The organism is Natronorubrum sulfidifaciens JCM 14089, assembly GCF_000337735.1.
GTDB classification, from domain to species: domain Archaea; phylum Halobacteriota; class Halobacteria; order Halobacteriales; family Natrialbaceae; genus Natronorubrum; species Natronorubrum sulfidifaciens.
In genome coordinates this window covers 1-13,925 of sequence record NZ_AOHX01000037.1, presented here as the reverse complement: position 1 = coordinate 13,925, position 13,925 = coordinate 1, and the positions used below count along the sequence as shown (strand labels likewise).

Genomic DNA, 13,925 nt, shown 5'->3' with positions numbered 1-13,925 from the left:
ATGGACCCCGACGCCGACGCGAGCGGCCGACTGGGGCTGGTTGTCCCCTCCTCGAACACGACGGCTGAACCGGAGTTTCGCCACGCCTTGCCCGACGACATCACCGTCCACGGCGCGCGAATGGCACTCGAGTCCGTGACCGTCGACGCACTCGACGCGATGAGCGACGACGCGGCGCGGGCAGCCGAGTTGCTGGGTCACGCCGACGTCGACGCGGTCGCCTACGCCTGTACCACCGGCAGCCTGCTCCACGGGCCGGGGTTCGACGCCGAACTCGAGACCCGACTGCAGGAGGCGGCCGGCGTGCCGGCGGTCGCGACGGCTCGCTCGGTCGTGCGGGCCCTCGAGGCACTCGACGCCGACCGGATCGCGGTGCTGACGCCGTACACCGCTGACCTCGACGAGAAAGAACGCGCGTTCCTCGAGGCCGCCGGGTTCGAAGTGGCGACGATCGAGGGTCGTGGAATCGAGGCGAACACCGAGATCGGCGCGTTGACACCAGCGGACGCGACCCGACAGGTGGAAACGAGCCTCGGAGACGCGGCCATCGGCGACGACGTCGACGCCGTCTTCGTCTCCTGTACGAACTACCGTTCGCTCGCCGCCGTTTCGGGCCTCGAGGCGACGCTCGAGGTGCCGGTAATCACGAGCAACGGGGCGACGCTGTGGGATGTCTGTGGGGTCGCCGGCGTCGACTGCGACGGGCCGGGTGTGCTGTTCGACCGCGAACCGTAAGCTCGGCACACGCCGTCCCGAAACAGTGACTCCATTCTCCGGTGACGGTGCGCTTTTGGCGACGCTGTGCTACCCATCGAGTATGGAACTCACCCCAGTGACGGATCTGCCCGAGATCCGTCCCGGCGACGACATCGCAGCCCTCGTCGCGGATCGGGCCGATCTCGAGGCTGGTGACGTCCTCACCGTGGCGAGCACGATCGTCTCGAAAGCCGAGGGGCGGATGGCGAATCTCGAGGAGTACCCCGTCAGCGGCCGGGCACGGGAGATTGCCGACCGACTCGAGGGGATCACCGGCGAAGAGAAAGACCCGCGGTTCGCACAGGCGGTCTTGGAGGAGAGCATGGAGTTACTGATCGACGCCCCCTTCCTGCTGACCGAGACGCGGTTCGGACACATCAGCGTCAACGCGGGCATCGATCGCTCGAACGTGCCGGACCACGATATCTTGCTCCTGCCGAAGAAGCCGACCGAGAGCGCCGAGCGGATTCGGTCGGGACTCGCGGCCCGCGGGATCGAGGACGTCGCCGTGATCGTCACCGACACCTGCGGCCGACCGTTCCGCCACGGCCAGCGCGGCGTCGCGCTCGGTTGGGCGGGGATACCCGCGAGCCGAGATTGGCGCGGCGAACTCGACCGTGACGGCCACGAACTCGGCGTCACCGTCCAGTCCGTGGTCGACGAACTCGCCTCGGCGGCGAACCTCGTCACTGGGGAGGGTGCCGGCGGGACGCCCGCGGTCGTCGTCCGCGACTGGGCGTTCGGCGACCACGCGGGCAGCGACGAACTGTTCCGATCGGTCGAAGACGACCTCGTTCGACAGGCGCTGCGGGAGTGGAGTATCGACGACTGAGCACGATTTCGACTGTACTTATGACAGACAACACGACGACCGACGAGCCGACCTGGGGTATCGAACTGACGCCGGAACATCCGCCGGAACGAATCGCCGAGCTGGCGGCACTGGCCGAAACCGAGGGCTACGACGTCGCCTTCACGAGCAGCCACTACTTCAACCGCGACCCGTTCGTGACGCTCTCGCGAATGGTCGACGCCACGGACGAGATTCGGCTCGGGCCGGGGATCGTGAACCCCTACGAGACTCACCCCGTCCGACTGGCCGCGCAGACGGCGACGATCGACGAGATCAGCGACGGCCGCGCCGTCTTCGGCGTCGGGGCCGGCGACCGCTCTTCGCTTGCCAACCTCGGCATCGAACGCGACAGCCCGCTGCGGCGCGTCCTCGAGACGTTCGACGTCGCTCGTGACCTCTGGGCGGGCGAGACCGTCACCCACGAGGGGACGTTCACCGCTCGCGACGCCTCGCTCAACCTCGAGTCCTGTGAGATTCCGACCTACGTCGGCGCACAGGGCCCACACATGCTCCGGATGAGTGCAAAACACGCCGATGGTGTTCTGATCAACGCCGCCCATCCGAAAGACCTCGAGTGGTCGGCCGGCCAACTCGAGCAGGGACTTGCGGACCGACCCGACGAGTATGGCGAGTTCGAGGCGCTCGCGTTCGCAAGCGTCAGCGTCGCTGCAGACGAAACTGAGGCGCGCGAGGCAGCCCGGCCACCCGTGGCGTTCATCGTCGGCGGCGCAGCCGACCCCGTGTTGGCACGCCACGATATCGACCGCGAGGCCGCCAGCGACGTCAGCGAGGCCCTAGAACGGGGCGACCTGAACGAGGCGTTCGGCCACGTCACCGCAGACATGATCGACGCCTTCTGTATCGCCGGCACGACCGAGACCGTCGCCGACCGCTTCGAGGCGGCACTCGAGCACGTCGATGGGATCGTCGTCGGCTCGCCGCTGGGGCCGGATCTCGAGGACGCTGTCGTCCGCGCGAGCGAGGCGCTGGAACAGGCGACAGCGCGCACAGAAGAATAACACTCCGCTGGACAGTCGAGTTAACTCGAACTCGAGGAAAAGAGGCTGCCGATCGCACCGAGCGTGAGCAACCCGAAGGCACCGAGGGTGAAAGCGACGAGAATCGTGCCGATCAGGACGAGCAGCGGCGCAAGCCCCTCACCCATCGCGACATCGGCGAAATACTCGTTCATCTCGATGATGTTATCCACGATCACGTTCATTGGTGTGACGGTATCCATGTGCGGGGGTTGTCACCGATGCTACTTGGCGATGCCGGTCCAGCGTCGTCGCAGTAACCAACGGACCCGACCGGACACTGATCGCACCGTGTGTCATGCGGGCTGGCAGACGGGATGATCGGTGACGATATCGCCACGCACACCCACCAACGCGGCTCACACGGTCGGAGCGACTATACGCTCGACGCTCGTAGACGCCACCGTGACCGACGACGCGACACTCTCGGAATTCGGTTCAGCCGCGGAGTCAGACGATCCCGTCGAGCAAACATCGACCTCGAGTGGGGACGACGCGGATGCTCGGGACGGTCCCGACAGCGGGCTCTCGACGTACGCGTGGGGAACGTATCGCTGTCAGCAGTGTGACGCTGAAACGGAGCGCGTCTGGCGTGCAGACGGACAGCTCGTCTGTCCAGCCTGCAAGCGCTGGTAAGCGCGTTTCGACGATCCAGACAGGGGGCTGCTCACGGGAAAGACACCCCCGAAGGTTTATATCTCAGTCAGGGGTTTGTACACATGCAATGGCGAAAGGTACGGTCGACTTCTTCAACGACACTGGCGGCTATGGCTTCATCGAAACTGACGACGCGGACGACGACGTGTTCTTCCACATGGAAGACGTCGGCGGTCCTGACCTCGAGGAGGGGCAGGAAGTCGAGTTCGATATCGAACAGGCCGACAAGGGCCCACGCGCGACGAACGTCACACGCCTGTAAGACGGCGACAGTGTAGTGGTATCGTTCTCCGATCGTTGTCCGAACAGCGACAGCAACGCTGTTCGACACAACACATATGTCTCAGAGTCGCTTTTGACGTACCGATGAGAGGTTCGACGGACCTCCCCTGCGATCCGTGCCCGTGCCATGACTGATTCCAACACCCACCATGCCGAGAGTCGGCCCGCGACGGAGCCACTCGATGTTGCAGCGGTCGCTGACCTCTGTGGCGATATCGAGGCGAACGTCGCCGACGTGATCGTCGGCCACGACGACGCGATCGAACACGTCGTTACTGCGATTCTCGGGCGCGGTCACGTCTTACTCGAGGACGTCCCCGGCGTCGGGAAGACGATGCTCGCGCGGTCGATCGCGACCTCCGTCGACTGTACGTTTCGCCGGATTCAGTTCACGCCCGACCTCCTCCCGGCCGATGTCACCGGTGTCAACGTCTTCAACAAGCAGACGCGTGAGTTCGAGTTCCAGCCCGGCCCCGTCTTCGGCAACATCGTACTGGGCGATGAGATCAACCGTGCGCCGCCGAAAACCCAGTCGGCGTTGCTCGAGGCCATGGAAGAACGGCAGGTGACGGCCGACGGCGAGACCCGCAACCTGCCCGATCCGTTTACCGTCATCGCGACGCAGAACGCCACCGAGCCGAACCGAACGTACGACCTCCCTTTTGCCGAACTCGACCGGTTCATGAAGAAACTCGAACTCGGCTATCCCGACCCCGAGGCGGAAGCCGAACTGCTCGGTCGGACGGTCGGCCACCATCCGATCGAGTCACTCGAGCCGGTGACCGACCGCGAGACGCTCGTCGCCGCCCGCGAGACCGTTGCCACCGTCCGCGTCGAATCGCCGGTCCGGGAGTACGCCACGCGGCTGGTCGGCGACACCCGCGACCACGCCCATATCGGCGTCAGTCCTCGGGGAACGATCGCCCTCCTGCGTGCAGCTCAGGCTCGAGCCGTCGTCAACGGCCGCGACTACGTGCTTCCTGACGACATCCAGACCGAAGCGCCCGTCGTGTTACCCCACCGGATCAGGACGACCGACCGCACCCGTGACGGCGAGACGATCGTCGCAAACGCCCTCGAGCGCGTCCCCGTCGAGTAACGATGCGGCTGACCATCCGCGGCTGGAGTCTCGTCGCTGTCGTGCTGGCCTCGATGGGGCTGTCATGGCAGTACGGCCCACGGGCGTTGAACGCCGTCGTCACACCCCTGTTGGTCGTCCTCGTTGCCGGGCTGGTCACGACCGCTCGAGCCGACCGGCCCGAGGTGAAACGCACGCCCATCGCGGAGGGGAGCGTCGGCGAGCAGCGGTCGGTCGAGATTGCCATCGAAAGCAACAGCACCGTCTCGGCGACTGTTCGTGATACTGTCGGTGACGGGCTCTCGCTGGTCGATGGCGGGGGATCAGTCACGGCCAGCGACGGCACCGATCCCGTCCTGGCGACGGTCCTCGAGGGCGACGAACGGTTCAGTTACGAGATTCGACTCGCCGAACGCGGCGAGCACCGACTCGGCCCACTCACGATCACCGTCACCGATGTCCTCGGACTCGTCGAACGGCGGTTCGAGTACGAGACGCAGCCGTCGGTGGTCGTCTATCCGCGCGTTCATGACCTCCGGGACGGTGCCGGCCAAGCGCTGTGGACACTCGCCGAGTCGATCACCGGACGAGATCGAACGGCGTTTGCACACCTACGGCAGTACCACCACGGCGACACCCTCCGGGACGTCAACTGGAACGCCACCGCCAAACGGCCCGACGACGACCTCGTCGTGACGGAGTACGCCGCCGAAGAAGACGTCGGTGCCGTGCTCATCGCCGCCGACTGTCCACCCGGCTGGGCCGACGAGCTGGCGACAGCCGTCGCAACCATTACGACAGCCCTGCTCGAGCGCCGGGTCAGCGTTGGGTTGGCCGTCCCTGGCGGCGACTACGCGCCGGGGGCCGGCGACCGCCATCGTCACGACCTCCTGTCCCAGCTTGCCGTCCTCGAGGCCGGTTCCCTCAAGGAGAGCCAGCGACGGCAGGCGGACGTCGTGGTTCGAGCCGACGAGACAGGAACACGGGTCAGTGTCGACGACCGAACGATCCCGTTCGACCGACTCACCGGCCACAACGAGGGTGAGCGAGCTGAGTACTCGACCCAGGACCACGCCGGCGGCTCCGGTGGCAGCGAGCCGGGGGTGTCCACATGAGTTCGCCATCGGACTCCCACGCCGGCGATCGAACGGTTCGTCTGGATCTCGACGCTGCGGTCGGTCCCAAGACGTTCCGGCTGCTTGCCATCGGGTGTGTGCTGGTGTTGACAGCATCGTACGTGAGCGTTCTCTATGAGGTGACACGGATCGTCGGCGGGACACGGGAGCTGCTCGCCCTCGTCGGGGCGATGTTCGTGGCGGCGACGGTGCTCGCGTGGGCGATTCGGCCGCGGACGGCGACGATCGGTGCCATCGCCGCCGGTGTGTTCGGCTTTGCGTACTACCTCGAGTACACCGGCGTCGGTGTCGGTATCGTCCGTTCGGCGGGTGGAACGATACTCGCCGACACGGCAGCGCTCGCGGCCGGGTTGCCGCTGCTTCGGATGGTCGCAGCGGATGTCTGGGTCCTCGCGTTCGTCCCCGCTCCCGTCTTCCTCTCGTGGTATCTCGCCGTTCGAGGGCGATACGCACTCAGCATCGTTCCCGGCGGCGTTGCGCTCGTCTTTCTGGTCCTAACCGGTGACGCTGGCACCGTGGAGACTCTGCTCGGAACGCTGGCCGCCATCGGCGCGGTCGCGTTCGGCGACCTCGAGCACCGGGGCGGTTCGGTCGCCCACGCGGATCTGCTCGCCGTTCTCTTTGCGCTGATCGTCGTCCTCTCGCTGTCGGCCACGTTCGTCCCCGCCGGCCCCGAGACGACGGGGCAGTTCGCCGGCAGCGACCCCGGCACGCTCGAGGGGACGATGGATTTCGCCTCCGAACAGTCCGGTATCGGCGGCCCAGTTGACCTCTCGCCGGAAGTACGCTTTACCGTCGAGTCCGAACAGGAGTCATACTGGCGAACGGGTATCTACGACCGCTACACCGGTGATGGCTGGATCAGAACCGGCGAGAACATCGCGTACGACGGCCGTATTCAGGGTCCACCGGGCGAGTACGACCGGGTTCGACAGGTTGTCACCGCCGAAACCGCTCTCGGCGTACTGCCAACGGCACCCCAGCCACTCGCGCTCGAGGGCGAGTTCACCCAGCACGCCGAGGTCTCCCGACACGGGCAGGTCCATCCCGAATCGCCGATTCTCGAGGGCGATCAGTACGCCGTCGAGAGCGCGGTCGTCGATCCCAGCCCGGACCAGCTCCGGGCTGCAGGCACGGACTACCCCGACGCGATCACCGACGACTTCGACTACCTGCAGACGCCCGCGGGTTCCTCGAGCGAGTTCGAGGCACGCGCCGCGGAGATTACCGCCGACGCCGACACACCGTACGACAAAGCGGTCGCAATCGAACGCCATCTCCGCTCGTCGAAAGGGTACTCGCTCGATGTCGAGCGACCCGACGGCGACGTCGCTGAGGCGTTTTTGTTCGAGATGGATGCAGGCTACTGTGTCTACTTCGCGACGACGATGGTCCAGTTGCTTCGGACCGAAGACATCCCGGCGCGCTACGTCACCGGCTACACGAGCGGCCAGCAGGTCGCCGACGACGAATACGTCGTCCGTGGCACGGACGCCCACGCGTGGGTCGAGGTCTACTTCCCCGACCACGGCTGGGTCGCGTTCGAGCCGACACCCGGTGACTCCCGCGATGCCGTCCACAGTGACCGTGTCGAACAGGCCCGCGAGGACGGCAGCGAAAACGTCGACACCGAGACGAGCGCCGACGAACCCGTCTCGGAGATAAACGAGACCGACACCGATGTGTCAGAGCCGGACGAAAACGACGAACCATCCGCCGACAGCGGGACCGACGCCGAAAACGAGACGGAGCCAGCGGACGCCGAACCGGACGACACCGAGCCCGGACCGACGGCCGACTCGAGCGACGACGACACTGACGGGTTCTGGACCCAGCTCCGAGAGCGACTGACCGTCTCTCGAGACACCGCCGCACTCGGGCTCGTTACCCTCGTCGGACTGGTCGCCGGTGCCTATCGAACCGGCGTGACCGACCGGACACGTCGGGAACTCGGCCTCTACTGGCAACGGCCTCGAGGCGACCCCGACCGAGACGTCGAACGCGCATACCGGCGGCTCGAGTACGTGCTCGCTCGAGAGTCCCGGCCGCGCGAACGGTCGGAGTCGGCCCGACAGTATCTAGACGCACTCGCTTCGGACTCGGACGCCACGATCGACCCGCGAGCGAGAACGGTTGTCAAGCGGTACGAACAGGCCGTATACGGTGGCGGCATCGATCGAGAAACCGCCGACGAAACCGTCGCAGTCGTCGACGACCTCACTCGAGCGACGATACCCGTCGTCGGTCGCAGACACCGGTAGGTAATGTCTCACATAAAGAACCGGGCGACGGCGTACGGGTCCCGATAGTGTTTAATATGGCCGTTTCGTAGCACCGAACGTAATGTCGGAAGTCTGCTCGACGTGCGGGCTGCCCGAGGAACTTTGCGTCTGCGAAGACGTAGCCAAGGGACAACAGCAACTCAATATCCGCATTGACGAGCGCAGATACGGAAAAGAGGTAACGATCGTCGAAGGATTCGATCCGAAGGACGTCGATTTGGATAGTCTCTCGTCGGATCTCAAGTCCAAGTTCGCCTGTGGTGGGACCGTCGAAGACGACCACATCGAACTCCAGGGCAATCACACCGGCCGCATCGAAGATTTCCTTCGGGATCGCGGCTTCAACGTCGCCTGATGCCCGCGATGATCTGAGACGACTTCCGAACCGCACGGCCGTCTCGCGTATCGCTTCTTCACCGACCCGCCGTTTTCACCACCCACAAGCGATAGCGCCGGCCAGTTCAGAACGGTGATTCGGGGTTCGCGGAGTCGTCGGCCTCGGCTTCCTCGCCGATGAGTCCGAACTGCATACCGTACTTATCGAGTCCGCCTGCCATACTCTCGACGCGGGCGTCTGCTGTCCCTTCGTAGGAACTGATGAGTCGAGCCGCCTGTACGCTCGACTTTCCGTGCGGGCAGACAGTCACGATGTGGGCTTCGCCCTCGAGTTCTTCGATCCGCCTCGAGAGTTCGTGAAACGGCACGTTCTCGCTGTTGGGAATCCGACTGTGTGCAAAGCTTCGCGGATCACGGATATCGACGATACAGACGTCGGCATCGTCCTCGAGAAGTTCGTGGACCTCGTTGGGAGAGATTTCGCCGTCCATCACATCCGGCTTGGGACGCCGGCAGAATAAGACCACGGGTCGAGTCCGGCCGATCTTCAACGAGTGCTATAGTAACAACTGAAACAATTTATACACTGATCGCACTGTCCGCGGGTCTCGCTCGAGTCCTCGCTCACGGATCGTTTCTCCCCGTTCGCATTTCCGCCGGTCTCGCTCACGTCGTTCGCTCACGGGCCGTTCCTCCCCGTTCGCATTTCCGCCGGTCTCGCTCACGTCGTTCGCTTCGACCCGCGCACGCTTCGACCCGCGCACGCTCCGAACCGCGCACGCACCAAACCGCGCTCCCGTCGTGCGAGCAGGTGTGCAGTGATGTTCAGTGACTACTATAGTCCGACAGTATGGATCTCGATGGGAAAAAGCGTCAGGCGGTGCTGACAGTCCAGCAGATCGCAGCTCCCGGTTATGTATGTCCGTGTCGTCTGGTACCGTATGAACAACGAATCACTGCGCTTCGAACTCCTGTTCGCCGGCCAACTCATCGGCTCGATCATCCTCGTGGGTGGGCTGTTTCTGGGCGGCCTCACTACGCTGACGTTCATCGGCGGCGCGATCATCCTGTGTTGTATCGTCGGGCTGGCATACATGGCAGTTGTCGACGAACCGTCTGATCGACCGGTTGGGACGCCCGGATACCGTGGCCGTCTCCGGTCGATGCTGGGCCGCGGCTCGAAGTAATCAGATCAGGCCGTCTTCTTTCGCCAACAGCAACGATGTCAGCGTCGAGTCGTTGGCTGGTTGCTCACGAGCGCGTTCGATTGCCGTCTCTATCGGCACCGTTTTCACCTCGAGGAACTCGTTGTTGTCGAGTTCCCGTTCGCCGGGTTCGAGCCCCTCGGCGTAGACGACCCCTCGATCGTGTCGGAGCACGCCGGTTGCGACCGCATACTCCTGTAAGAGCGCCGTACTCGTGGGTTTGAACCCGGTCTCTTCCTCGAGTTCGCGGGCTGCAGCATGCGTGTAGGATTCGCCGTCTTCGACGATGCCGGCCGGGAGTTCGAGATGCGTTTCGCGGATCGTCGGCCGATACTGCTCGACGAACAGCAACTGATCGCCGCTGGTTTCGCCGTTGGTCACAGACTCGAGAACGCTGGCATCGATTCGGGCAACCACCACGACCGCCGGTGGCAGCGATGCCCAGTAGTAGCGCTTCTCGCTGCCGTCGGGTTGCTCGAGCAGGTCGTAGCCACCGTCGTACCACGGCGTCTCGTACTCAGTGACTTCCTCGCGGAGGGCCCACTCGTCGGGTGTCGTCATTAGCGAGGACTGTTGGTCTCGAGGCCGTAATAGCTGCCGTTTCTTCGGTTTCGAACCCGACTCACCTCAAACGAGCTCTCGATACAGGCGTCCGAACGCCTGCCGTCGAAGGGTTGCAACGGCCGCCTCCTCCTCGTTCTGGAACGTCGCGGCGACGGCTTCGTCCTCGGGTCCGGCATGCCAAACCACGCGATCGACGCTCTCGTGGCCGACCACCGTGACCTCGCCGTCGTAAGACGCCTCCCAGTCGTCGAACGCCTCGCGGCTCCCGACGTGGACACGGAGCAGACTCGCAAACAGCGCGTCCCGTGCAGTTTCGACGACCTCGCCCGTGACGCGGTCGTTGTACTCCTCGCGGTCGAACTCCATGGCCTTTGCAACCTCGCGGACAACGGTCTGTGCCGCGGGCCCAACGTCTTCGTACTGTTCGCGTGCCTCCTCGACCGACGCCGGCGCAACCGTCCCAACAGTGTGCATACGTCGACGTGCTCGGAGGAACCAGTTACCAGTTACGCGTTTGGCTCACTCTTTCGAGTCGCCCGTCGAACTGTCGTCCAGCGCCTGCTCGTCGCCGTCGGCTTCCATCCGTCGCGTCAACTCCCGGGCCTCCTGTAAGACCCCTTCGGCCTCGGCGGACAACGACCCGCGACCGGACTGGCGGCGCTGCCGGGCGAGTCCGTCCTCGAGTGCGTCCGGACGGCCGTGAGAATGCCCGTGGCCCGACGCGTCGAACTCGGGCGTCTCGATTTCGGGCGCGTGCTGGCTCACAGTCTCGCCTAACTCCTCAGGCGTGGCCTCGGCCCAGTCGGGTGCATGCTCCTCGAGCCACTCGCTGTGATCACGGCGACCGAGCGAGGCAGTAATCGCGAGGTGATTTGCGAGGTGGACGGCGTCGGCCTGTTCGCTCTCACAGACGGGGCAAGCGTATCCCATACGCACGGGTACGACTGCCGGCGATAAAACGGCCACGTCCGACGCCGCACAGCCACCGTCCACACCGAGTCGGCTCGTCACTCGAGTTTTCGAAGCATCACGATCGCGTCCTCGCCATCCTCGTAGTAGCCGGGAACGACCCGCAGCGGTTCGAAGCCGAACTCGCGATACAGGCGCTTTGCATCGTCGTTCGAGCGTCGAACCTCGAGTTTCACCGAGTCGGCACCGTGGGCCGCGAGCACGGCGAGTGCATGCGTGAGAAGCGCCGTGCCGACACCCGTCTCGCGGTGGTCCGGGTGGACAGCGACGTCCTTGACGTGTCCGAGTTGCCGCCCGAAGTTCTGTGTCATATCCGCGACGATGTAGCCGACGACGTTCGTCGGTTCCTCGAGTGCAACGAGAAATCCCGGTTCACCGAGAAAGCGCTCGAACGCGTCGTGCGGCCACGGCTGGGTGAACGACTCGTTCTCGATGCGGACGACCGCAAGCAGGTCAGCCCGCCTCGCGGCTCGGATCGAGAACTCATCACCGCCGATACCGCTTCCGGGTGCCTGCGTTGTCACGCCCGAGCGTACGGCCTCGAGCGATAAAAGAAGTAGCGACGTCCGACCGAACGGGGCCACACTCGAGTCTTCGGACTCGACTGGCTCGATGGACCGTTCCGGTTATCGACCTCTTTTGAAGCATATAGAGGCAAGTATTGCAACAGACGCTACACGACTACCCCGAACAGTTGTCGGCCACGACAGCCCGAACGTGGCCGGATTCCCGTAGCAGCCGTCCGTAGTGGCCACGTGAACTCGACTGGACACTATCGAACCAACCACGGCCCCATCGCGTGAGTTCGAGCAACCAGCCCCCTTCGACGAAGCCCGACCCGCCCGCTTCGTCGGCTGATCGGATCGCCAGTTGACAGCTGGACGACAACACACGGTCGTCAACTTATCGCCACTCGAGTTCACAGCAGCCGACCTCGACCACGCTTCGTGTCAGTGATAGCGGCAGCACTGACCCCTAGGCCCAAGCACGGGTATCCTTTGCAGCCGAAGCCGTACTTATACATCCGCCGTTCAAAGGGGTATTCATGCCTGATGCGGCAGAATACAAACCGACATCGACTGACCACGAACCAGATTCCGAGAAGCGGGATGACGCTCACCTCTCCGACATCGAAGAGGGGGCTGGGTGCACAGAAATCTGGGAACACCTCGCCGAAAAACGCGGCGAATAACCCGTTCGTACAGGTAGCGACACTTTTGCCCTCGAAACTCATACTGACTCTCAATGACCGACAATCGACCCGGTAACCACCGCCGCCGTCGTGACGATGGTCGATCGATCCCGACGGACCGGGAATCACCAGTTGGTGCGCCAGTTATCCGGGGCGACGAATCGGTTACCGGGACTCGCGCCCGCGAAGCCGTCCAGTTCGATCCCACCGACCCCGATAGCCTCGCAGATGCCGCCGAAACCGTTCGTCAGTTCGCCGCCGGCGCAACCAACGATGATCACCTCTATATGCTTCGTGGCGCTGCTGCCTGTGCCGCCCTCGTTCGCGGCGAAGGCTCATACAAGGCCGCAGCAGAACGAGCCGGTGGCGACACGACCGTCTCGTTCATCCGAAAGTGGGCTCGCGTCCACGATCTTCCCCGATCGGTCCGAAAACAGGTCGCACTCGGCCGTATCGCGCCGACGGCCGCAAAACACATCGCCCGCGTCGGCGGTGAAGCACGGCTCCTGCTTGCGTGGGCAACCCTCGACGGCGAACTAACCGTCCGCGAAGTTCGCAGCGTCGCAAGCGCCATCAACGACGACGTTCCAATCGAACACGCACTCGCCGACCACAACGTCAGACTCGGCCACCTCGAGGTGACGCTCTCACCGACGACCTACCGGGACCTTCGTCGCCGTGCCGCCATCGATGGCGTCGACCCCGGGACCATCGTCAGTGACGCCCTCGAGCAGTACTTCGAGTGACGAGTTCATCGCTGGGGGAACAGCATTCCGCCGCTTGCTCGATCATCAAGACACCTGGGGTATCGACGAAGAAAGAAACGTTTAACCACACCACTACTCAACTACTGAGTACAGGGCCGGTAGCTCAGTCTGGCAGAGCGTCTGGCTTTTAACCAGACGGTCGCGTGTTCAAATCGCGCCCGGCCCGCTTTTGCTCCGAACAATTACTCGAAGAGCAAAGCGGCTAGCGCGTGATTTGAATCGCAGGGAGGTCGAGCACAGCGGAGCGAGCACGTCAGATCGTGTGTTCAAATCGCGCCCGACCCGCGTCTCATCGCAAACAAATTCGTGAGTCAAGCGTATTGAAACTGAGACGGACAGATAGGACGCCGATCCGTAAGCAACAGCCACCGGAACTGATTGGGGGTTTCGAATCGCAGGCCAATTACGCACACGGAATTATCGTAGCCACTGGCCGTCAGTGCACCCTGCTTGCACAGCTGTTGTGCGAGCGGTATGTAACCCGTCTCAGTTCAGTTGTTATTGTAGGCTCAAAGAATTGACTGAACAACAGATATCAACACTGTCCAGTTATCGTTAAAAAGCCAAGGGCCGGATTTGAACCGGCGGTGGGCGGCTCTGCAGGCCGCTGCGTTCGGCCGGACTCTGCCACCTTGGCGCATCTCAGTCTTGTTGTTGCGTTCGTTTAAGCATAGCGGTACGGCACGAACGTTGGGACAATGTGCCGTACTGAAATACGAAAACCCCCAGCGAGCCATAGCCGTGGCTCACTGAGGGTGAAGTATGAATGAAGGCGGCGAAACGGATTTCCCAGAGGCTCGCGCACTCCAGT

The 13,925-nt window shown here is 63.9% G+C and carries 18 protein-coding genes and 2 tRNA genes; 13 read left to right on the top strand and 7 right to left on the bottom strand.

Annotation, left to right across the window (positions count from 1 at the left end; translation table 11 throughout):
* From C495_RS08400 to C495_RS08390, 3 genes are all read left to right on the top strand, one after another.
* Positions 1-735: a maleate cis-trans isomerase family protein gene (locus C495_RS08400; RefSeq protein ID WP_049890225.1), complete on the top strand. Its 735-nt coding sequence runs from the start codon at positions 1-3 to the stop codon at positions 733-735.
* A gap of 82 nt (positions 736-817) precedes the next feature.
* Complete coding sequence (locus C495_RS08395) at positions 818-1,588, top strand: coenzyme F420-0:L-glutamate ligase (RefSeq protein WP_008161899.1); 771 nt, start codon at positions 818-820, stop codon at positions 1,586-1,588.
* Positions 1,589-1,608: 20 nt separating this feature from the next.
* Positions 1,609-2,628 carry a 5,10-methylenetetrahydromethanopterin reductase gene (locus C495_RS08390; RefSeq protein WP_049890249.1) on the top strand — a complete coding sequence of 340 codons (1,020 nt, stop codon included), beginning with the start codon at positions 1,609-1,611 and terminating at the stop codon, positions 2,626-2,628.
* Positions 2,629-2,648: 20 nt separating this feature from the next.
* Here C495_RS08390 and C495_RS08385 read toward each other — a convergent pair whose 3' ends face one another.
* Positions 2,649-2,849 (bottom strand): hypothetical protein, encoded by a 201-nt coding sequence (locus C495_RS08385; RefSeq protein ID WP_049890224.1) that lies wholly within the window; start codon positions 2,847-2,849, stop codon positions 2,649-2,651.
* A 202-nt stretch (positions 2,850-3,051) separates the two neighbouring features.
* Here C495_RS08385 and C495_RS08380 point away from each other — a divergent pair, with 202 nt between their 5' ends.
* From C495_RS08380 to yciH, 6 genes are all read left to right on the top strand, one after another.
* Positions 3,052-3,282, top strand: a complete 231-nt coding sequence (locus tag C495_RS08380; RefSeq protein ID WP_008161894.1) for a DUF7573 domain-containing protein — start codon at positions 3,052-3,054, stop codon at positions 3,280-3,282.
* 88 nt (positions 3,283-3,370) lie between these two features.
* Complete coding sequence (locus tag C495_RS08375; protein WP_006065986.1) at positions 3,371-3,565, top strand: cold-shock protein; 195 nt, start codon at positions 3,371-3,373, stop codon at positions 3,563-3,565.
* Between the two features lie 147 nt (positions 3,566-3,712).
* Positions 3,713-4,684 (top strand): AAA family ATPase, encoded by a 972-nt coding sequence (locus C495_RS08370; RefSeq protein ID WP_008161891.1) that lies wholly within the window; start codon positions 3,713-3,715, stop codon positions 4,682-4,684.
* Between the two features lie 2 nt (positions 4,685-4,686).
* Positions 4,687-5,778 carry a DUF58 domain-containing protein gene (locus tag C495_RS08365; RefSeq protein ID WP_008161889.1) on the top strand — a complete coding sequence of 364 codons (1,092 nt, stop codon included), beginning with the start codon at positions 4,687-4,689 and terminating at the stop codon, positions 5,776-5,778.
* The gene (locus C495_RS08360) at positions 5,775-8,060 is read left to right on the top strand and encodes a transglutaminase TgpA family protein (RefSeq protein WP_008161887.1); all 2,286 of its coding nucleotides are present in this window, start codon (positions 5,775-5,777) and stop codon (positions 8,058-8,060) included. Before C495_RS08365 ends, C495_RS08360 begins: the two co-directional genes overlap by 4 nt.
* An 82-nt stretch (positions 8,061-8,142) precedes the next feature.
* The gene (yciH, locus tag C495_RS08355; protein WP_006065982.1) at positions 8,143-8,436 is read left to right on the top strand and encodes a stress response translation initiation inhibitor YciH; all 294 of its coding nucleotides are present in this window, start codon (positions 8,143-8,145) and stop codon (positions 8,434-8,436) included.
* A gap of 106 nt (positions 8,437-8,542) precedes the next feature.
* Here the strand turns inward: yciH and C495_RS08350 are convergent, their stop codons facing one another.
* The gene (locus C495_RS08350; protein ID WP_008161885.1) at positions 8,543-8,908 is read right to left on the bottom strand and encodes a rhodanese-like domain-containing protein; all 366 of its coding nucleotides are present in this window, start codon (positions 8,906-8,908) and stop codon (positions 8,543-8,545) included.
* Positions 8,909-9,358: 450 nt separating this feature from the next.
* Between C495_RS08350 and C495_RS08345 the strand changes: the two genes are divergently transcribed.
* Positions 9,359-9,604, top strand: coding sequence for a hypothetical protein (locus C495_RS08345; RefSeq protein WP_049890248.1), 246 nt, complete (start codon positions 9,359-9,361; stop codon positions 9,602-9,604).
* On the opposite strand, the gene C495_RS08340 is transcribed toward C495_RS08345, so the two are convergent.
* The 4 genes from C495_RS08340 to rimI all read right to left on the bottom strand — a co-directional run bounded on the left by C495_RS08340 (position 9,605) and on the right by rimI (position 11,679).
* Complete coding sequence (locus tag C495_RS08340) at positions 9,605-10,183, bottom strand: NUDIX hydrolase (RefSeq protein ID WP_008161882.1); 579 nt, start codon at positions 10,181-10,183, stop codon at positions 9,605-9,607. It lies immediately after the preceding gene.
* 66 nt (positions 10,184-10,249) lie between these two features.
* Entirely contained in the window at positions 10,250-10,660 is a 411-nt protein-coding gene (locus C495_RS08335; protein ID WP_008161880.1) for a DUF5809 family protein, read from the bottom strand.
* A gap of 45 nt (positions 10,661-10,705) precedes the next feature.
* The gene (locus tag C495_RS08330; protein ID WP_049890247.1) at positions 10,706-11,116 is read right to left on the bottom strand and encodes a DUF5810 domain-containing protein; all 411 of its coding nucleotides are present in this window, start codon (positions 11,114-11,116) and stop codon (positions 10,706-10,708) included.
* Between the two features lie 77 nt (positions 11,117-11,193).
* Entirely contained in the window at positions 11,194-11,679 is a 486-nt protein-coding gene (rimI, locus tag C495_RS08325; RefSeq protein ID WP_049890245.1) for a ribosomal protein S18-alanine N-acetyltransferase, read from the bottom strand.
* Between the two features lie 521 nt (positions 11,680-12,200).
* Between rimI and C495_RS18080 the strand changes: the two genes are divergently transcribed.
* The 3 genes from C495_RS18080 to C495_RS08305 all read left to right on the top strand — a co-directional run bounded on the left by C495_RS18080 (position 12,201) and on the right by C495_RS08305 (position 13,280).
* Positions 12,201-12,347, top strand: a complete 147-nt coding sequence (locus C495_RS18080; protein ID WP_008161874.1) for a hypothetical protein — start codon at positions 12,201-12,203, stop codon at positions 12,345-12,347.
* A 53-nt stretch (positions 12,348-12,400) separates the two neighbouring features.
* The gene (locus tag C495_RS08310; protein ID WP_008161873.1) at positions 12,401-13,093 is read left to right on the top strand and encodes a DUF7119 family protein; all 693 of its coding nucleotides are present in this window, start codon (positions 12,401-12,403) and stop codon (positions 13,091-13,093) included.
* Between the two features lie 113 nt (positions 13,094-13,206).
* Positions 13,207-13,280 (top strand) — tRNA-Lys (locus C495_RS08305).
* Between the two features lie 395 nt (positions 13,281-13,675).
* On the opposite strand, the gene C495_RS08300 is transcribed toward C495_RS08305, so the two are convergent.
* Positions 13,676-13,751: transfer RNA gene (locus C495_RS08300), tRNA-Cys, on the bottom strand.
* Positions 13,752-13,925 lie beyond the last annotated feature (174 nt).